Origin of the sequence: Fervidobacterium changbaicum (genome assembly GCF_004117075.1) — a bacterium.
Lineage (GTDB): Bacteria > Thermotogota > Thermotogae > Thermotogales > Fervidobacteriaceae > Fervidobacterium > Fervidobacterium islandicum.
Genome location: NZ_CP026721.1, coordinates 426592 through 445763, shown reverse-complemented (window position 1 = coordinate 445763; position 19172 = coordinate 426592). Strand labels below are relative to the sequence as shown.

Annotated in this window: 17 protein-coding genes and 2 riboswitches; of the genes, 12 read left to right on the top strand and 5 right to left on the bottom strand. The window is 40.4% G+C overall.

All coding sequences use genetic code 11. The features are described 5' to 3' along the window. Positions 1-162: 162 nt before the first annotated feature. Both CBS1_RS02065 and CBS1_RS02060 read right to left on the bottom strand, forming a co-directional pair. Entirely contained in the window at positions 163-1161 is a 999-nt protein-coding gene (locus tag CBS1_RS02065; protein ID WP_033191042.1) for a DHH family phosphoesterase, read from the bottom strand. Then, positions 1158-1961: a purine-nucleoside phosphorylase gene (locus tag CBS1_RS02060; RefSeq protein WP_033191041.1), complete on the bottom strand. Its 804-nt coding sequence runs from the start codon at positions 1959-1961 to the stop codon at positions 1158-1160. The genes CBS1_RS02065 and CBS1_RS02060 overlap by 4 nt, the downstream gene beginning before the upstream one ends. 184 nt (positions 1962-2145) lie before the next feature. On the opposite strand from CBS1_RS02060, the gene CBS1_RS02055 reads away from it, so the two are divergent. Further along, complete coding sequence (locus CBS1_RS02055) at positions 2146-3231, top strand: alanine/ornithine racemase family PLP-dependent enzyme (RefSeq protein WP_033191040.1); 1086 nt, start codon at positions 2146-2148, stop codon at positions 3229-3231. Here the strand turns inward: CBS1_RS02055 and CBS1_RS02050 are convergent. Both CBS1_RS02050 and CBS1_RS02045 read right to left on the bottom strand, forming a co-directional pair. Further along, positions 3218-4966 (bottom strand): YgiQ family radical SAM protein, encoded by a 1749-nt coding sequence (locus CBS1_RS02050; protein ID WP_033191039.1) that lies wholly within the window; start codon positions 4964-4966, stop codon positions 3218-3220. The two genes, CBS1_RS02055 and CBS1_RS02050, sit on opposite strands and share 14 nt — an antisense overlap. Further along, positions 4963-6282: a glutamine synthetase family protein gene (locus tag CBS1_RS02045; RefSeq protein ID WP_090222631.1), complete on the bottom strand. Its 1320-nt coding sequence runs from the start codon at positions 6280-6282 to the stop codon at positions 4963-4965. Before CBS1_RS02045 ends, CBS1_RS02050 begins: the two co-directional genes overlap by 4 nt. Positions 6283-6615: 333 nt before the next feature. Between CBS1_RS02045 and CBS1_RS02040 the strand changes: the two genes are divergently transcribed. The 11 genes from CBS1_RS02040 (at position 6616) to CBS1_RS01990 (ending at position 17913) form a co-directional block, all read left to right on the top strand. Continuing rightward, a complete protein-coding gene (locus CBS1_RS02040) occupies positions 6616-7152 on the top strand; it encodes a FeoA family protein (protein ID WP_084384034.1) in 537 nt (178 codons plus the stop codon). Next, complete coding sequence (gene feoB, locus CBS1_RS02035) at positions 7149-9050, top strand: ferrous iron transport protein B (RefSeq protein ID WP_033191038.1); 1902 nt, start codon at positions 7149-7151, stop codon at positions 9048-9050. Before CBS1_RS02040 ends, feoB begins: the two co-directional genes overlap by 4 nt. Then, positions 9047-9439, top strand: coding sequence for a hypothetical protein (locus tag CBS1_RS02030; RefSeq protein ID WP_090222594.1), 393 nt, complete (start codon positions 9047-9049; stop codon positions 9437-9439). Before feoB ends, CBS1_RS02030 begins: the two co-directional genes overlap by 4 nt. A 70-nt stretch (positions 9440-9509) precedes the next feature. Then, positions 9510-9680, top strand: a riboswitch (cobalamin riboswitch). Positions 9681-9740: 60 nt separating this feature from the next. Then, complete coding sequence (locus CBS1_RS02025) at positions 9741-10649, top strand: ABC transporter substrate-binding protein (protein WP_033191036.1); 909 nt, start codon at positions 9741-9743, stop codon at positions 10647-10649. A 3-nt stretch (positions 10650-10652) separates the two neighbouring features. After that, on the top strand, positions 10653-11654 hold the full coding sequence (locus CBS1_RS02020) for a FecCD family ABC transporter permease (RefSeq protein ID WP_176759491.1): 1002 nt from the start codon (positions 10653-10655) through the stop codon (positions 11652-11654). Positions 11655-11733: 79 nt separating this feature from the next. After that, a riboswitch (FMN riboswitch) is annotated at positions 11734-11871 on the top strand. A gap of 94 nt (positions 11872-11965) precedes the next feature. Next, positions 11966-13066, top strand: a complete 1101-nt coding sequence (ribD, locus tag CBS1_RS02015) for a bifunctional diaminohydroxyphosphoribosylaminopyrimidine deaminase/5-amino-6-(5-phosphoribosylamino)uracil reductase RibD (RefSeq protein WP_090222593.1) — start codon at positions 11966-11968, stop codon at positions 13064-13066. Continuing rightward, entirely contained in the window at positions 13051-13653 is a 603-nt protein-coding gene (locus tag CBS1_RS02010) for a riboflavin synthase (protein ID WP_090222591.1), read from the top strand. The genes ribD and CBS1_RS02010 overlap by 16 nt, the downstream gene beginning before the upstream one ends. After that, complete coding sequence (locus CBS1_RS02005) at positions 13611-14795, top strand: bifunctional 3,4-dihydroxy-2-butanone-4-phosphate synthase/GTP cyclohydrolase II (RefSeq protein WP_090222590.1); 1185 nt, start codon at positions 13611-13613, stop codon at positions 14793-14795. Before CBS1_RS02010 ends, CBS1_RS02005 begins: the two co-directional genes overlap by 43 nt. A 3-nt stretch (positions 14796-14798) precedes the next feature. Then, entirely contained in the window at positions 14799-15290 is a 492-nt protein-coding gene (gene ribH, locus CBS1_RS02000; protein ID WP_090222588.1) for a 6,7-dimethyl-8-ribityllumazine synthase, read from the top strand. 255 nt (positions 15291-15545) lie between these two features. Beyond that, entirely contained in the window at positions 15546-16334 is a 789-nt protein-coding gene (locus CBS1_RS01995; RefSeq protein WP_407918648.1) for an ABC transporter ATP-binding protein, read from the top strand. A 37-nt stretch (positions 16335-16371) separates the two neighbouring features. Further along, on the top strand, positions 16372-17913 hold the full coding sequence (locus CBS1_RS01990) for a hypothetical protein (RefSeq protein ID WP_090222587.1): 1542 nt from the start codon (positions 16372-16374) through the stop codon (positions 17911-17913). Positions 17914-17952: 39 nt separating this feature from the next. On the opposite strand, the gene CBS1_RS01985 is transcribed toward CBS1_RS01990, so the two are convergent. After that, a complete protein-coding gene (locus CBS1_RS01985) occupies positions 17953-18894 on the bottom strand; it encodes a DUF4382 domain-containing protein (RefSeq protein WP_090222585.1) in 942 nt (313 codons plus the stop codon). Positions 18895-19172 lie beyond the last annotated feature (278 nt).

The window sequence follows — 19172 nt, the reverse complement described above, 5'->3', positions numbered from 1 at the left end:
TAGGAATCTTCCCTCATCTTTTTCGATAACTTGCTCAGTACCTATAAAGCGCTTTAGAAAAGTCTCTCGTCCTGATAATGACGTGAAAAACCCCCCCAGCCAAAATTCTTTCTCAAACTTGGTGCGCGGAAAACAAAAAATGCTGAATAAAGACTTAACGAATTAGTGAACACCTTCTAACGCCTTCAGTTGGGCATCATACATGATCTTAGCTTCCCTAATTACTTCTTCTATTATAACTGGTAATTCTCCTTTTAGTGTACAACCTGCAGCTCGTGGATGTCCTCCACCACCCAGTAAAACTGCTAATTTGCTACAGTCAAACCAATCTTTTGACCTAAAGCTTATGTGCACTTCATTGTGTTCGTATTCAGAAAGGAAGATTGCAAGCTCTACACCCTGTATTGAACGCAGTTCACCAACAAAACCACCGCTATCGTCTTCTGTACAGTTATTTGACTCGTAATCCTTCTTAGAGAGGTAAGAATAAACGATTTGTCCGTTGTTTTCTGTCTGAATGTGTTCAACCATTGTTGAAAGTAACTTGAATTGCTCTATTCTCTTGTTTTCAAAAATCCTTGAAACCAAATACGATTTCCCACCCATAGAAACTAGTTTTGTAGCGTCCGAAAAAACAATTTCGTCAGCATTCGAATACCTGAAAAAGCCCGTGTCAGTAGCTATCCCCATTAAATTAATAGTTGCAAGCCTTCCATCGTACGGCACACCAAGTTCTGTATTGAGCCTGAGAACCATCTGGGCTGTGGAGCCGAATTTCGTATCAACCCAGTTAAGCGTACCAAAGAGTGTATTGGTACCATGGTGGTCAACCACCGCAGAGTTAATCTTCTTGAGAAACTCCTGAAATCGTCCTATTCTATCAGGACTCGATGCATCGAGTACGAGGACAAAGTCTGGTTGAAAGCCGGTTTGGATAATCTCATCGTAACTTTTTATGAGGTTCGTTTCTTCGAACTCGTAGAAATACCATGGGATCCTCCAGTCTATACCAGACATTACTTCTTTTCCCAATCTTCTCAGTCCCAGTGCAGCACTTAGGACAGAACTTATGTCATCACCATCAGGCATAATATGTCCAACAACCAATATTTTCTTAGCTAGACTTAGCTCTCCTACTATCGAGAGAAAATCACGATTCATTCCAGCACCTCCAAAGCCTTTCTAACTACTTCAATAAACTTTTCTTTAACCTTGTTAGCAACTTCAACGACCTCTTCGTGTGATAAAGGCTGTTCAAGTACTCCAGCCGCCATATTTGTTGCACAAGAAAACACCAAGGCTTTTATCCCACTATGTGCACAGACAATCAATTCCGGTACCGTTGACATACCTACCAAGTCCGCTCCTAATTTTCTAAAAGCCTTTATTTCAGCGGGAGTTTCGTACGTAGGACCTGTTACTGCAATATAAACACCTTCTTTCATTTCCGGGAAAACTTCCTTCACTTTCTCCATCCAATCTCTGTCAAAAGCACCTAACATATCTGGAAATCTTGGACCTATATCTTCATCGTTTGGTCCTCTGAGTGGATTTCTAAACATAAGGTTGATAACGTCTTTAACCATGACTATGTCTCCCGGAGTGTAACTTGTGTTTATCGCACCCGCTGCATTTGTGACAAGCATGCGTTCAATTCCAAGAAGCTTCAATGTGTGAATGACAAGTTTTATATCAGTGGGATTCCAACCCTCGTATATATGAAACCTTCCACTTAAAACAACAACCTCTTTTCCAAAAAGCTCCCCAAAGACCAATTTTCCTTCATGACCAGGGGCAGTGGAGTATGGAAAATGCGGAATATCCTTGTAGCTAATATGTTGGGCGTTTTTCACTTCATTTGCTAAGAAACCTAAACCGGACCCAAGTATAAGTGCTATCTTTGGTTTTAAAGAAATTTTTGAAGCTATGTACTCATATGCTTCTCTGACTCGCTTATCCACGAAAATCCCTCCCAAAAAGTACTTTGCATAATTTCATTCTTAGCTTAAAATTGTGCTGTAGAATCACAAGAACGCGATAGTGAAGAAAGTTCGTGTCACTAAGTTCCGCTTCAATGTATTATACCATAGTTTCTTGAAAAATTGGAAAGTTTAAAGGTATGAAAAAAACGGAAGGAGGAAGCTTATGAAGCCAGAACGTATATATCCGCGTATGATAATAAATTTATCTGCGATAAGGCAGAACGCTTCAAGAGTTGTTGAAATCTGTCATTCAAAAGGGATCGAACTAGTCGGAGTAACAAAACTGTCCTTAGGCAATCCACTGATTGCAAAGTCAATGAGAGCTGCTGGAGTTGACAAAATTGGAGAATCTCGTTTGAAGAATATAGAAAATCTATACCACGCCGGTATTCCTGGACCTTTTCAGTTGCTGAGAATCCCTATGCTTTCCGAAATCCCGAAAGCGATCCGTCTGGTTGACGAATTTCTTGTTTCCATGCCTCAAGTCGCGCTTGAAATTGACAGGTGTGCAAAAGAATTAGATAAGAACGTGAATATCATTTATATGATAGATGTTGGAGATTTACGAGAAGGTGTTTGGTTTGAAAACGCTGTCGAAGAAATCCTCTCGACTGTTGGGAATTTGAAACATGCGATTTTAAGGGGAATAGGAACTAACTTAGGTTGTTACGGTGGTGTATTACCAACGAAAGAAAACATGGGGTTACTTGTTGAAATCAAGAAGACACTCGAATCACGTTTGGGGTATGAACTCATTGTAAGTGGTGGAAGCACGGTTACTTTGAAAATGTTGGAAGATAATACCTTGCCAGATGGGATTAACCAGTTTAGAGTTGGAGAAGGCATCATACTTGGGACCGACGCCACCGGAGACAGAGATATCCCTTATCTGAGGCAAGATACAGTGATATTAGAGGCAGAAGTGGTGGAAGTTGATTACAAGCCATCCGTTCCTGTGGGAGAAATCGGGAAGGACGCATTCGGAAGAACGCCACTGTTCGAAGACAGGGGCCTCAGAAAAAGAATCATACTTGCAATAGGAGAACAAGACGTGAAACCAGATGGATTGATACCTTTTGAACAGGGCCTAAAAGTGCTCCACGCATCGAGCGACCATCTCATTGTAGATACAACGGAAAGTGATAAGGAATTTAGGCCGGGAGACATTGTTAGATTCAGAATGAGTTATGGATGTGCACTTAGAGCGTTCACAAGTCCATATGTAGAGAAAGTTTTTATCGAAGATTAACGATATTTTCTTTGAAGATATTTCTGACCTTGTCTTTTTTCTCTACGTAAACTTCGTCGCCTGTAAACGGTTCTAGACCTGTATAATATATCGTAGTGCTTAGTGTTCCCGGTGTAGGTGTGAATATCTGCACCTGCTGCGGAACATATCCAAGATTCTTCTTGATGAACTCTCGAAGATATTTATTCTCTTTTTCACCTTCTCCTGGGTGAGCAACGATGAAATAACCGATAACGTATTTTTTCTGGCCCTTTTTTCTTGCAGCTTCCTCAAATCGTCTTTTAAACTCCAAGAACAATCCAACAGGTGGTTTGCGCATGATTCTCAAGACATCTGGGTGTGCATGTTCTGGTGCCAACTTAAGTTGTCCTGAGGTGAAATCTACCAGTGATGAGATTATGTAATCTGCATTCAAAGAAGCAAGAATCAGGTCGTGTCTTATGCCTGAACCGACGAAGACATGCTTTACACCTGGAATACTTTTGACTTTCTTCAAAAGCTCAATGAATTCATCTGCGGCATCGTTCTTCGATGAGCTACTTAAAGCCATCTTACAAATGTCTGGAGTAAGACAATTCTTAGGACATTGTCCCTTGGTATTTCGAACTGAACAAGATAACGCAAACATGTTCGCTGTCGGACCACCGACATCAACTATGGTTCCTCGAAATTCTGGCATCTTTGTAAGAATCCTTGCTTCTTCAAGAATAGATTCCGTTGAGCGTGAAACAACGTGCGTTGACTGGTGATTTGTTATTGCGCAGAATGCACAATTTCCGAAGCATCCTCTAACAGCAGTAATGGAAAATCTTACAGTCTCGATAGCTTTTACTGGTCCTTTGGCAAGATAATAAGGATGGACTCTTCTTGTATATGGCAGTAAATATAACTCATCCAACTCCCTTTGCGTAAGAGGCCAAGCAGGAGGATACTGGATAACATATCTTGTATCGTGCTTTTGAACGAGGACTACGTTTTTAAAAGGTTCTGTGTTTTCAACCATCAAACGGTATGCTTCCGCGTACTTTCTTTTATCATTCACCACTTCCTCGTATGAAGGAAGTTTGATTATGCGTAGATTAACGTTACCCAAACCATTTTCCTCTGATTCCAAAACGTTCAGAGAACTTTTCCAAATGACTGTTCCACGTATATTGTCGAGATCTTTTCCAGAAGCAGTCCTTTGCGCTATTTCTAAAATGGCCCTTTCGCCCATTCCGTAAACCAATATATCCGCTTTTGAATCAAGCAATATGGATTTTCTAACTCTGTCGCTCCACCAATCATAATGTGCGAATCTTCTAAGGCTTGCTTCTATACCTCCAATAACTATCTTTACGTCTTTGAACGCTTGCTTAATCCAATTAACATATTGGATAACAGCTCTATCTGGACGCTTGTTGTTAATACCACCAGGTGTATAATCGTCGGATTTTCTCTTCTTACGTGACGCTGTGTAATTCGCAACCATAGAATCAACGCTCCCTGAGGTAACTCCAAAAAACAAATTTGGTTTTCCGAGTCTTTTTATATCCTCAGGACCCTCAGGCTGAGCAATTATACCGACTTTGTAGCCTCTGCTTTCTAACAACCTTGCGATTAAAGCAGCACCAAAAGACGGGTGGTCTATGTAAGCATCACCCGTCACTAAGATGACATCTAGGCTTTTAAAACCATGAGCTTTCACTTCTTCTTCCGTTGTCGGAAGGAATAGCCCTGTTTCAGAATTTTTCATATGTTCTCGTATTTCCTTCTCTCCCAATCAGTGACACTTGCTGAATATTCCCACCACTCTCTTTCTTTCAATCTCGAGAACTTTTCCCAAACATGCTCGCCAAGAACTTCTCTGACAAGTTTGCTATTCTCTGCTTCAATAAGAGCTTCCTTTAAGTTCGATGGTAACCTATGAATTCCACGTTTTTGCTTCTCACTCTCCGACATCTGATAGATGTTCTCCTCAACAGCAGCAGGTGGTTCTATCTTATTCTCAATGCCATCTAATCCCGCTGCCAAGATTACGGCAAATGCTAAGTAAGGATTACACGATGGATCTGGTGATCTGTACTCGATTCTTGTAGCTTTTCCTCTCGATTTGGGAATTCTAATTAATGCCGTTCTGTTGCCTTTGCTCCATGCTATGTTAACCGGTGCCTCGTAACCAGGAACGAGCCTTTTGTAGCTGTTGACGGTTGGATTTGTTACTGCGGTTATTTCACGTGCGTGTGCGATAAGTCCACCGATAAAGTATTTCATTATCTGAGAAATTCCATCCGGAGCGGTTTCGTCGTAAAAGGCGTTTCTACCGTCGAGTGTAAATAGACTCATATGAACATGCATTCCACTTCCATTAACGCCAAAGAAAGGTTTTGGCATAAACGTTGCGTGAAGATTATTCTTTATAGCAAGCGTTTTAATCACAAGCTTTACCGTCTGAACATTGTCTGCAGCAATTACTGGCTCAGCATACCGGAAATCAACCTCATGTTGCGACGGTGCAACTTCGTGATGTGTGGTTTCAACATCTAATCCCATTTCTTCAAGGTGAACTGAAACTTCCGTTCTTATATGCTCAGCTATATCCACAGGAAGTAAATCAAAATAACTCCCACTATCTAAAAATTCAAAAACTGGCCGATTGTTTTGCCTTGGAAGTATGAAAAATTCAACCTCCGGACCTGCGTAAGGTACAAATCCCATTTTTCGTGCCTTTTCCTCAACCAATTTCAACCTGTACCGTGGGTCACCTTCGAAGGGATGTTCTGGATCACTATAAACATCGCAAATTATTCGTGCGCTTCTGTGTCCATCAAAAGTCCAGGGAAGCATCGCAACAGTTCTCAAATCCGGCTTAAGGTACATATCCGATTCATGCAACCTTGCAAAACCCTCAACGGATGAACCATCGAACATAATTCCACCGTTCAAAGCTCCTTCGAGCTCATCTGCAGGGATTTCTACATTCTTCATCATCCCGTTAATATCAGTGAACTGCAACCTTACGAACCTAACTTGGTTCTCCTCAACAAACCTAAAAAGTTCCTCACGAGACATCTCCCTAATAGTACGCATGTAAAGCCCCCCACTTCATGTTTTTGATTTCGAAGTTTTTTCAAATGACTTATTTTGGCGAAAGAATGTGCAAGAATAATCATACATGTATTTTAACACTTTTTTGGCTTATCGTCAATGAAAAGTGTTCATAACAGCGTTTATTTGGCATTTATCTATATAGAAAATCTAAAAATCTTCGGTTTTGTTGACATCAAAGAATTCATCAAGTATAATCTTATTGAAAACAATTCTCAACAAGCAAAAAGTATAGGTTGATCTAAATTTGAGAAGAAAAAAATGCGAATCTGTCGAATTTACAGAGAGGTGAGCTTTGTGAAATTGTCTGAAGTCCCCGTTGGTGCAAGTACTGTTGTAAAACACGTTAGAGATTCCGATATATCTCCTAAACTTAGAGCGATAGGAATTCTACCTGGCGTGAAAGTAACTGTAATTAAGAGCGCACCAATGGGTGATCCAAGGATGTACAAGGTCTTCAATAAAATTATCAGTTTAAGACAGTCAGAAGCAGAACTTGTCGAGGTCGACTTACTCACCGATTCGGTATTTCCTCTTTCACATGCTGTTCCCGGCCAATACGTCGTTAATGAAATTGTAGGTGGATTTGGAATCCACAGGTGGCTTTCAAGAATTGGCATAACAAAAGGAACAACAGTAACGCTTTTGCCAAACAGGAAGGTTGTCACCACCCTTGGCACATTCGATATAGGTTTCGGAAAGCTATCGAAAATATTAGTCAAAGCTGTTCATCAAAATCAACAAGGCCAAGTCGATACTCGAAATGGAAATACATCCGAGTATTCTGGAAATTTAAAGAACTTGGAGGATAATACAAAGGGTGATCACAAATGATTATCACCGTGGGATTGCTTGGGAATCCAAACGTTGGAAAGACCAGTTTATTTAACAAGCTGGTTGGTGCACGTCAGTATGTAGCCAACTGGCCGGGTGTCACTGTGAGCCGAATAGAAGGTGCCACTGTTTTTGGTGACTACACACTCCATTTTGTTGACCTACCCGGGGTATATAGTTTGACGGCAACGTCTGTTGACGAGAAAGTTACACGAGATTACTTGATTTTTTCTCCTCCAAACGTGACAGTGGTTATTATAGACAGCATGAGTCCAGAGCAAGGGATATATCTGTTACTGGAAGCTGTTGAATTGGGTTTAAACGTCATTGCCGTATTTAATGCCATCGATGAAGCGAAGAAGAATGGAATAAAGATAGATAAAAACACATTGGAAACGTATTTGCGAGTTCCTGTGGTGCTCACGTCCGCTCATACGGGCGAAGGTATCGAGGAACTCAAAGAAAAAATAATAAGTGTGTTTAAAAAGCAAACAAGACCTCTAATGCTTGATTATGGAAAGGAGATCGAAGAAAAAATAAGGTCACTTGAGCAGTGTGTGACTGAACAATTCAACAAACGCTTTATGGCGGTAAAAATAATCGAAGGTGATAAATTTGCCCATGACTTTGTCAAAAAGGAATGCGCAAATGAGATTTTGAATAGCATATCGCCCGATATGAAAACCGAGATTCCTTTGGTTAAATACCAATACATTTCAAATGTTGTTCAACTGGCTATAAAGAGAAATGAAGAAGTACTTGGTGTCACGGAAGCGCTTGATCACGTTTTAACACATAAGTTTATAGGTATCCCAATATTCATATCACTTATGTATCTTGCATTTAACTTCACATTTAAAGTCTCCGAACCTCTCGTAGGTCTTCTTGAATACCTTTTCGAGAAACTGGCAAATGCCGTGGGTAGTGATACATTACTGACATCGCTAGTATCTCAAGGAATTATAAATGGAGTTGGAAGTGTCTTAGCATTTGTTCCGAGCATATTCGCACTGTTTTTCGCACTTGGTATTATGGAAGAAAGCGGTTATCTCCCACGTATAGCCTTTCTCGTTGATAGGCTCATGTACTCACTCAGACTTACGGGGAGATCATTTATGACACTTCTGTTAGGATTTGGATGTAATGTCAGCACAGTTATGGCAGCTCGCGGACTAGCGGACGAGAGAGAAAGAATAACCACAATACTGGTTTCTCCATTTATAAGCTGTAGTGCAAGAATCCCTGTTTACTTGCTGATTGTTAGCATCGCATTCCCTAACCATAAAGCTGAGGCATTCTTTGCCATATACGTTCTGAGCTTATTACTTACAGCAGTCTCTTCAAGGTTAGTGAACAAATTCATACTCAAAGGCCAAGCGGTTCCACTTGTTATGGAACTACCAAGGTACAGGTTTCCAAAACTTTCAAACGTTTTAACGTACGTCTGGAATAGAGGAAAGCACTTTTTAGAGAAAGCAGGAACGATCATCTTTGTCGCTAGTGTTGTTATTTGGGCGCTTAGTTATTTTCCAGCCAATGGAGATATAGAGAGAAGTTTTGTTGCTACAGTTGGAAAGTTCCTCCAACCTTTATTCGCTCCTTTGGGGTTCTCCTGGCAAATTGTTGCATCCCTTATCTTTGGAGGTGTTGCTAAGGAGGTTATCGTATCGTCACTTTCGCAGTTTTACCAAAATGTAGCAAATATATCAATTGATGCTGTAATAGGTGCAACGTTGATGGTGTTCGTTCTCGGTTATATGCCGTGTTTTGCAACGCTCGCTGCAATCAAAAGCGAGACAAACAGCTGGAAATACACGTTATTGGCCGTGATTTATAGCTTATCCATTTCGTACATCCTATCTCTGATAGTTTACAGCATTGGAAGGGTGATTTTATGAGAAGCCTGAATAAGATTTTAGGATTAGAGCTTTTCCTCTCACTCCTGACATTCTTAATGTACATAATAAGAGGTGATTTCATCTTTTCGCTCGTGATTTTCTCATTCACCTTGATTTTTTTGACTGCCTTTCGAGAATTTGGGAGTACGTCTTACTCTTTTAGAATAGCTCACCTTTATGTTGGTAGTGTGCTTTTCACCATAGCTGCCGGTTATGTTCTCTTGGGATATTTGATTTCATTTGTGAATCTCTTGTTTGGAGAAAGACCGAATGAATTATCACTCTCCGATATAATCCTTCTGATAACAGGAGCATACTCTTTGTTTAACGTATTCTACTTAAGAAAAGTGGGTTTGAAGCCCGGAAATAAAGCCGTTAGAAATTATTAAAGGGGTAAAGTCAGTAAAAATTGTGGTTGTTGATTTTGGATTGTTCGTGTATAATATAGGAAAAAGTCAAATAAACCTCCCTTTGCATGTTTAAGGGAAGTCCGGTGAAAATCCGGCACGGGGCCGCCACCGTGAGCGGGGACGAAACCTGCAGAAAGCCACTGGCTCAGTTGGAGCTGGGAAGGTGCAGGGAGTAGGATGATCCGTGAGTCGGGAGACCTGGCATGCAGAGGAAGGTTGCCATCCACCACGTAGCCTGGGGATGGCGATAAATTTTTGCAAAGAGGGAGGGTGTCTTAGTATGGTGAAGCTTTTGGATTCAGGTTCTTTCAGGAAAGTTGTACTGGCTGTCGTGCTTCTTGCGTCGGTCCTGTCACTTGCGATCGCTGTTGTTGATGACGCTGGAAGGATCGTAAACATTCCGATGCCACCAAGGAGGGTTGTCTCCGCTGCACCAAGCGCAACAAGATACTTACAAGCACTCGGATTAGAAAATCGCATTATAGGTGTCACCGCTTGGGATAGTTATCAGAAGGCAGAAAACATCGGTAATATGGTCCCTCTCAACATTGAAAAGATCTACTCGTTAAGGCCTGACCTCGTTATAATGTTCGGTGGTTTTCAGTTTCCTGAAGTAGAAAAGTTAGAAAAAGCAAAGTTGACAGCTTACGTTCTCAATGCAAACACACTGACCGATATAATAAAGGCTGTTGGACAGTTGGGAGCGATCTTCAACGTTAAAGAGAAAGCCGATAAGCTTGTAAATCAGCTCCGGCAAAAGATGACCGAGATGGGACAAAAAACTTCGAAAATCCCATTGGAAAAAAGACCCACGGTATTTTTTACAATAACTGTTCCAGATGACAAGGTAAAAGAATTGTGGACCGCAGGAACCGGTTCCTATATGAACGAACTAATCGTTATCGCCGGTGGACGAAATATCGCGGCACCTTACAGCGGAAACAATGGATGGTTATCGGTAAGCTGGGAATGGCTCGTAAAAGAAGATCCGGATATCATAATTATTGGCGCATACGGAGATCCAAAGCAAGTTGAACAGGCTGTAAAAAACCATTCAATAATGAAAAGCTTGAAAGCTGTAAAAACTGGGAAAGTCTTTATTGTTGATGGCAGTGAAGTAAGCCAAGCTGCTCCGCATCTTTTCGATTATCTTGAAGTATTCTACAACTTCTTCTACGGAGGTAAGTAATTCTTGCAAAAGCTGATTCGCTGGTTAAAATCGACAGGGAGGTATCTGCTCCCTGTCGTTTTTGTCATCGTCTTCCTAGTTAACTTATCCTTTGGAACAGTTTACGTAAGTCCGATAAGGTTATTCAAACTAATCGGCGAAGAAACTTCCGAAAGGTACTTAATTTTCAACCTAAGATTGCCGAGAGTTCTCATGGCTACCTTGACAGGCATAGCTCTTTCCTTGGTCGGTAACATATTCCAAGCTATCATGAAAAACCCTCTTGTTGATCCTTATCTTATTGGCACTTCAGCAGGCGCAAGCTTTGGAGCTCTTCTGGCTATATATTTCATTGTGAACTCAATAGCACATGTCAGCATTCCAACGATGAGCTTTATCTTCGCCCTGGTTGCATCTACACTTTCCATTGTTTTAGCAAAAAAAGGAAGCGTCGTTCCAACAGTTCACCTTGTCTTGAGCGGTGTGCTTGTTAGCACATTGTTTTCTGCTGGAAGTATGTTGCTTTTAAACATAGCAAACAAGACACTTGTGAGCGGACATGTATGGCTTTATGGAACATTTTCTGGAATAACGTTTCATGATTTGATAGTACCTTCGATTTCTCTTGGAGTACTTGTACTGCTTTCATTTGCATTGAGCAAACGTTTAGATGTGATGACCCTTGGTGAGAAAGAAGCAAAAAGTTTGGGAATCAACGTAGAAGCATTAAAATGGCTCTTCTATCTACTTGGCTCATTTGTTACTGCAGCCTTTGTTTCCAAAACAGGAATCATCGGTTTTGTTGGGCTTATAGTCCCACATATGGCACGTATTGTAGCAGGACCGAAACACAGTAAGAACTTATTGGCCACCATACTCATAGGTGGTATGCTTATGTCCGTCTGTGACACGCTGGCAAGGACGTTACTGAATCCTGTTGAAATACCTGTAGGTATCATCACAGCACTAATAGGTGCTCCGTTCATGTTCTTCTTGCTCAAGTTTAAGAACGGCAGTTTAAAATAGAGACTCTTGATTTTTCCTCTTATTGTGATAAAACGTATGCGTAAAGAATAGAACTAAAAATTTAATAGCTAGATACACCAGCTACTCTCGGGGCAGGGTGAAATTCCCGACCGGCGGTGAAAGCCCGCGAGCCTTCTGCCATACAAAAGTTTGGTAGAAGGTTGATCCGGTGGAACTCCGGAGCCGACGGTGAAAGTCCGGATGGGAGAGAGTAGCACAAGTTTGTGAACAAAAAACTGTTTGTAGATAAATTGCCCCGAGAGTATTTCTCGGGGCTTTTTCTTACTATACAAAGGAGGTATGGTTTCGACATGCGTGCCAAAAAATTACAAGACGAGTACTTCATGAAACTTGCGATTAACTTAGCGAAAAAGGGTCTTGGACGTGTAAATCCTAATCCTCCAGTGGGAGCAGTTATTGTGAAAGACGGAGAAATCATAGGGAAAGGGTATCATAAACGTTACGGAGGACGACATGCGGAACGGGAAGCGTTATTTGATGCAAAAAGAAAAGGTCACTCAACATTGGGAGCTACACTTTACGTTACACTTGAACCTTGCGACCATTACGGGAAAACACCTCCTTGCACCGATGCGATAATAGAAAGCGGTATTAAAAGAGTCGTTATCGGTACTTTGGATCCGAACCCGGTAAGTGGAAACGGTTTAGAGAAACTCAAGAAGAACGGTATCGATGTTGAAATAGGAATTTTAGAAAAAGACGTTAAAGAGCTGACTAAGTTCTTTTTAAAATATATAACCACAGGATTACCGTACGTTACTTTAAAGTACGCAGCGACGCTTGATGGGATGATAGCCGATGAAGATGGTAACTCGAAATGGATAACAACAGAACTTCGCAAAGAAGTACATAAGTTGAGAAAAACTCACAGTGCGATACTCGTTGGGGCAAATACAGTTATCAAAGACGATCCCTTACTTAACGTTCGCTTTGAGAGTTCCAAAACTCAGCTCAAAAATCCAAAAGTAGTGGTGTTGGACAAAGAAGGTGTGACACTCAACAATCCGTCGTTTAATATCTTTAGGCCTGAATTTAGCAGAGAAGTATTTGTATTTACAAATACCGCAAAGACAAACTCAACACTTGCACTTGACCATGTAAGAATTTTAAACGAAACAGAACCTACAAAAGTCTTGCAAATCTTAGGGAAAATGGGTGTAGATTCGGTTTTGGTAGAGGGTGGTGCCAGCATTTTTTCTCAATTTTTACAATTCAGCGATGAGATCTACGCGTTTTACGCTACAAAGACATTCGGGGTTGGAAAAAGTGTATTCCAAAATCTAAGCAGAAAAATCGAACATAGTGATATAAATTTTTCAATAACTTCCGTCAAAGTTTCAAAAAGCAAGAGAGAACTGATGGTGGTGATGAAAAGGTGTTCACCGGAATAATCCAATTTGTCTGCAAAGGCTACTTTGATGGAAAAAGACTCATCGTTGAAAATCCTTGGAATACTGAACAAAACATTCCAGAAATTGGAGAAAGTATAGCGGTTAACGGTGTGTGTCTAACAGTGATCTCAGCTGGTGAAAAGCTATATTTCGATGTTGGCGAAGAAACACTAAGGAAAACAAACCTTAGGCTGGGAAAATATTTCAACTTAGAACGCTCATTGAGGGTTGGTGAGTCGCTCTCCGGACATTTTGTGACCGGGCACGTAGATGGAACTGTTCGATTTCTTTCGAAAAGAACAGCGAAAAATTCTCTAATAATGGTATTCGAAAAGCCAAAGGAAAGCTGGGCAGTGGTTTCAAAAGGTTCAATCGCCATAAACGGTGTGAGCCTTACAATTGCAAACGTCTTTGAAGAAACGTTTGAAGTTCAAGTAATACCTCATACTCTTGAGAACACGAATCTGAAACACCTCAAATTAGGAGAACCTGTTAACTACGAGATTGACATAATGTCCAGATACGTGAAAGGGGTGCTTGATTCATGGAACAAAAACTTCTTGAATCAATTAGGAATGATTTTCTGAATAACAAGCCTATTATCATATTGGATGATGAACGAGAAGTAGAAGGAGACCTCGTCTTTCCTGCTGAGCTCATGAATGAGAGTGTGGCAGAGTTCTTTTTCAAATATGGAAAAGGTCTATTTTGCATCGTGGGGCCGGAGGAAAACCTTTTAAAAAGGGGGTTTTTCAAACTTCCCACCAACTACAACGCTAATTATTTCATACCAATAGACTTTGGAAACGGAACGGGAATTAACGCCTTTGAACGTGCGCAAACTTGTGTACAACTTGCAAATATTCAAACGACGCTTTCAGATTTCAGATACCCAGGTCATGTCACATTGATAGGTGCGAAAGACTTTACAATGAGACGTGGGCACAGTGAATCTTCGGTAGAACTTATGAAACTTTCCGGTTTCAAACCATTCAGTGTGATAACGGAAATCCTTGATGAGAACGGTGAATCACACAACATTGAGCACGTATTCCAATTAGCAAAAAAATTCGGACTTAAAGTTTTGAACATATCGGACATATGGAGATTCTATGTCAAGAATACAGAACTTATGAAAGTTAAGTCAGTAGCAAGACTTCCAACAAGATTCGGTGAATTCAAAATCATTTCATTTGAAAACAATTTGGACCACAAAGAACACATAGCACTCTTGAAAGAGTGGGAAAAAGGCACAACACCATACGTACGGGTACATTCCGAATGTCTTACCGGCGATACGCTCTCATCCCTAAGATGTGATTGCGGAAGTCAACTTTCAAACGCATTGCGTAAGATCTCAGAGAAAGGTGGCATCTTATTGTACTTGAGGCAGGAAGGTCGTGGGATAGGTTTATCAAAAAAGATAGAGGCGTATAACCTTCAAGATTCTGGATACGACACGCACGAAGCGAACATAGCACTTGGCTTCAAGCCGGACGAAAGAGATTACGCTGCCGCTTACCAAATGTTAAAAGCCCTCGGCGTTGAGGAAGTAATTCTTTTGACTAACAACAAAGAAAAAGTAGATGAACTCGAAAAATACGGAATTAGGATAAGACATTCAGAAAGACTTTACGGGGAGATAACAAGGTACAACGAGTTCTATTTAAAAACCAAGTTAATAAAGTTTCATCATCAGCTTGAAGAATTATTCGAAAAGGAGGTATAGTAAATGCAAGAACAACTAAGACTCATCGAGGGGAGCTATGAGGGAACAAATATGAGATTTGCAATCATCGTTCCAAGATTCAACAGCACAGTTACTGAAAGATTACTCGAAGGCGCAGTCGATTGCTTGAAACGACACAGCGTCAAAGAACAAGACATCACTGTTATTCGCGTCCCAGGAAGTATGGAAGTCATCTTTGTATTGAACGAACTGGTTCGAAATTGTTCAGAAGAATTTGATGCAATAATTGTCCTCGGTGCTGTTATTCAAGGGGAGACATATCATTTCACCGTCGTTGCAAACGAAATAGGAAAAGCTGTAGCCCAGTTCAACATGACTTCGAGTGTACCAATCACATTCGGTGTCTTGACAACCGAAACGGTTGAACAGGCGTTGAATCGTGCCGGAATTAAGAGTGGTAACAAAGGATTTGAAGCTGCATTAGCAGCTCTCGAGATGGCTAATTTGAAAAAGATGATTTCAAAGCTAAAGTAAAAAGCATATTCTAACTAACGCAAGGGTACTGATGATTTTCTAATTCGAATCGTAGAATCAATGTAGCTAAGCCTCAGGTAAACGTGGTATAATTAAATAGAAGCCCCGTTATCAAATCGTTCGGGCGGTTAGCTTTTTTTAATTCAGTATGCTTACCAAAAAGGTTAGTGATACTTTATAGCACACAGAACTAAAGCTTGAGCAAAGAAGTAAAACACGGATGTTAGAAAGGAGGGAAGCGGCTGCCTGTATACGATGTCAAAAATGAATGTGTTTGCAGCCGATGAATTTATGAATCAGATATCTATCAGAGCCGTCGGTCTTGTGAAGAAATTTGGTGATTTTACCGCAGTGGATGGTATAAACCTTGAAGTAAGAAATGGCGAAATATTTGGTTTTCTTGGACCAAACGGTGCGGGAAAAACAACCACCATAAAAATGCTCACTGGTGTCCTCAAGCCAACGAGTGGTCAAGTGGAGATTCTTGGACTTGACATGAAAGATAGTGAGGTTGAGATAAAGCGAAGAATCGGTGTTGTACCGGATGAACCAAAAATTTACGAACACTTGAAAGGGTACGAATTTTTGGATTTCATCGCTGCAGTGTATCGATTGGATAAAAAGCAGTTGGAGGAAAGAATACAAGAGCTGTGTAATGCGTTTGGTGTGGATTATCTTTCAAAGTTTGTTGGGGAAATGTCGCATGGTATGAAACAGAAACTAATGCTGATTTCGGTTTTAATGAGAAAGCCAGAAGTTTTGTTCTTGGATGAACCAACAGTAGGATTGGATGCAAAAAGTGCAAGAATACTTAAGGAGCTTCTTAGAAAATACGCAAGCGAAGGTACAACAATCTTCATGACAACACATATACTTGAAATTGCCGAAAAGATGTGCGACAGAGTTGCGATAATAAACAAAGGAAGAGTAATTGCAGAAAGTTCGGTTGAGGAATTGAAGGATAGATATGGTAAATCCTTGGAGGATATATTCCTCTCACTCACCGCTACCGAAGATATTCAAGAAATTGTCGAAAATCTTTGATTGAAACCTAGAATTTTCCGAGCCGAGGGTGAAAAGTATGCGAGAGCTAAATATATTACTCAAATACATCGGACTCAGTTTGATGCAACAAAATCAACAACAAAGTTCAAAGAGAAGAAAGAAAAAAGAGTCAAAGAGTTCGATAAACCAAGGATTAAGATATCTTATCGTATTGCTTTTTTCCACTCTTCCGATGTCGATATTCATTTACGTCTCAAATTACCAAATCTACAAGACGTTGGTATCTATTCCAGATGTTGCTAAGGCCTTTTATTTTCTGACTATATCAATATTCTCTCTTTTTTACGTGGTGGGGTTCGTTGGAACCGGGATGTACGCTTTTTCAAGAAACGAAGACGTGGAATTCCTCCTCACATTACCAATAAAAAGAAACATAATAACTTTGTACTACTTAATCGTGACGCTTTCAAGTCAGGCTTTTACACTTGGATTTTTCGTAGCAACCGCGTTAGCGTACGCCATAAGTATTAAGCAGAACGTATTAGCATTCATAATCCAAACTATAATTCATTTGGTCTTTCTTTCAAGTATCTCTGCCGTGCTGGCTGTCTTATTTGGCGGTGTAACATCGAAGAGATACCTTAGAATATTGAACACCATAATACTACTTTCACTTATCTTCATATACCTTGGTTTCATGTATTTCCAAGATGTTGGCATAAAAGATCTCGGAGAAAACGAAAACTTTATAAGATTGTTATCTTTTGCGAATTCTAAATACAACATACTCATATGGACATATTCGGAAAAGCTTTCAAATACGATGGTGATACTAACTGTATCCATAATAGCACTGTTTATTTTCTGGAAACTTGCTGGTACTGTGGGTTTTGAAAGCACACGTGGTAAGGTGAGGGAAAGAAAAGACTATTTTAGAAAAGAATCGTACTCATCGAAAATGGGTGGCATACTTTGGAAAGATATGAAACTGTTGGTTAGAAATGAACAGTTCATATTCCTTATCCTTTATCCAGCGCTCTTCTCACTCTTTATGTTTTTTACTTCAAACTCTCCAATAGCCTCGGTAACTCCTTTCGTCGCAATTGCTGGGATCTACTGTGCAATCGAGTCTGGAATTTTAACGGCGAACGAGATGCAATACAAAGCTGTTGTAAGAACATTCCCAGTAAAGCCAAAAAATCTCATACTCCCTAAACTCATGATACCTGTATTTATAAACATTTCACTATTCATTATTATCACAATTGTTTCGGCTTTGTTTGGGCGATTTTCGTCTACTTCATTGATTTACGTTGCAATATCTTTTGCTTTGTTTATACTCAGTGCTTTGGTGGGAGCATACTACAGCCTCAAAAGCCCAGGTAAAGCAAAAAATCAGCCGTTCTCAGTTGGAGCCACATTCTTAATAGAAGGAATAATGCTTGGAATAGCTCTTGGAATACTGTTCCCAATGAATTTATTCATATCAAAAGCGAAGTTAGAGGGATGGAAAATATTAGCAACCTGGGGAACACTCGTAGGTTCTGTAGTTACCTTATTTGTTTTGATTTATCTCTATTATACAAAACTCAGAAAAATCTTAATTCAAACTGACTAAAATAAAAAGCCCCGAGGTTGACCGTCGGGGCTTTTTCCTTTATTTACTATAAGCCAAGTGAAGTTCTGTATGTGCTGTTTCCTTGCCGTGCTCAAATGTGGTTTCCGTTGCTTTTCTTGCAGAAATCACGTATTTTTCATCTTCAAATTCCCAAGTTAGGTTGTCCCAAACAACAATAGTATATATACCTTTTTCGTGTTTACCAAGCCAGAACTTGCCTTCGTTCCTGAGAGGTATCAACTTCAAAACCGTCGGTGTAGCGCTTGTATCTGTTCCTTCGAACAGACCGATAAGTAGTGGTTCGGTTGGTGTGGCTTCGTTAACTTTTATATCCCCGTAGATAGCCCATAAGTACTTAAGAGTTCCCCGCCATCTGTATGCAACCCTTGGAACAAGCATGTAACTTGTCGGACCTGACTTTATGATACTCCTGCTCCAGTCAATGCTCAGGACAATCTCCGAAGAATCATCTTTGACTTCCCAGTTGAGGTTTGGAAGAACAACTCTTGCCTTTTCAGCTGGAATAGTTACCGGATAACTCTGGTCATTTATAGTTACTGTTGCTTGTGTGACTTCGAGTGCAAGGGCAACTATAACTGCTCCTTTTGGAACATCGAACTTCAGCCACTCGGTCTCGCTATCAAGGGCTGTCAAATCGATAACTTTCTCAACAGTTGTGGGAGTTGCCCATTTTCCAGCCCCGGGACCCGTTGAATACTTGTATGAAAATTTGGAAACCTTAACGTATAGGTGTTGTATATCCTTGATCCATGGTGCTTCCTCTCTTTTGTTCAGTCCCTGTAATACTGTAGAAGAATACGAAGAGTATTCTTGGACTTTTGTGACGTCACCCTCGCCTTCAACAGCTGATGAAAAAATGACTGAAATCTTAGACTTTGGCTCAAAGAGGTTGAGCTGACTACAACTGAAGAGTACGAGTACCAGAACGCTCATTGCAAATATGAAAAGCATCTTATTCATACAAACACCTCCTCCTACATGAAATTTGAGCTAACGGAATTGTATAAGCGTACTTCTGATGATCATATATATTTTATTACTGAAAAGCTTAGAAAAACCTTAGAAAAATTTATTGGGAATTCTAAGGATTTTTTAAGGATAAAAGAATACAATCAGAGTGTCACATAGATATGTAATCAAATAGTTACCAGTCTTGAACCGCTGAAACCCCAGTACCCCCCTTCCCCTCCCATGTAGCGAAGAGAACCTGAAACAAAAATGCCTCCGCTCGGAGGCAT

Excerpts from the sequence above, each read along its gene's own strand:
- CBS1_RS02065 (WP_033191042.1), bottom strand. The coding sequence starts at position 1,161 with ATGAATCGTGATTTTCTCTCGATAGTAGGAGAGCTAAGTCTAGCTAAG.
- CBS1_RS02055 (WP_033191040.1), top strand. The coding sequence starts at position 2,146 with ATGAAGCCAGAACGTATATATCCGCGTATGATAATAAATTTATCTGCG.
- CBS1_RS02050 (WP_033191039.1), bottom strand. The coding sequence starts at position 4,966 with ATGAAAAATTCTGAAACAGGGCTATTCCTTCCGACAACGGAAGAAGAA.
- CBS1_RS02045 (WP_090222631.1), bottom strand. The coding sequence starts at position 6,282 with ATGTCTCGTGAGGAACTTTTTAGGTTTGTTGAGGAGAACCAAGTTAGG.
- feoB (WP_033191038.1), top strand. The coding sequence starts at position 7,149 with ATGATTATCACCGTGGGATTGCTTGGGAATCCAAACGTTGGAAAGACC.
- CBS1_RS02030 (WP_090222594.1), top strand. The coding sequence starts at position 9,047 with ATGAGAAGCCTGAATAAGATTTTAGGATTAGAGCTTTTCCTCTCACTC.
- CBS1_RS02025 (WP_033191036.1), top strand. The coding sequence starts at position 9,741 with ATGGTGAAGCTTTTGGATTCAGGTTCTTTCAGGAAAGTTGTACTGGCT.
- ribD (WP_090222593.1), top strand. The coding sequence starts at position 11,966 with ATGCGTGCCAAAAAATTACAAGACGAGTACTTCATGAAACTTGCGATT.
- CBS1_RS02005 (WP_090222590.1), top strand. The coding sequence starts at position 13,611 with ATGGAACAAAAACTTCTTGAATCAATTAGGAATGATTTTCTGAATAAC.
- ribH (WP_090222588.1), top strand. The coding sequence starts at position 14,799 with ATGCAAGAACAACTAAGACTCATCGAGGGGAGCTATGAGGGAACAAAT.
- CBS1_RS01995 (WP_407918648.1), top strand. The coding sequence starts at position 15,546 with ATGTCAAAAATGAATGTGTTTGCAGCCGATGAATTTATGAATCAGATA.
- CBS1_RS01990 (WP_090222587.1), top strand. The coding sequence starts at position 16,372 with ATGCGAGAGCTAAATATATTACTCAAATACATCGGACTCAGTTTGATG.
- CBS1_RS01985 (WP_090222585.1), bottom strand. The coding sequence starts at position 18,894 with ATGAATAAGATGCTTTTCATATTTGCAATGAGCGTTCTGGTACTCGTA.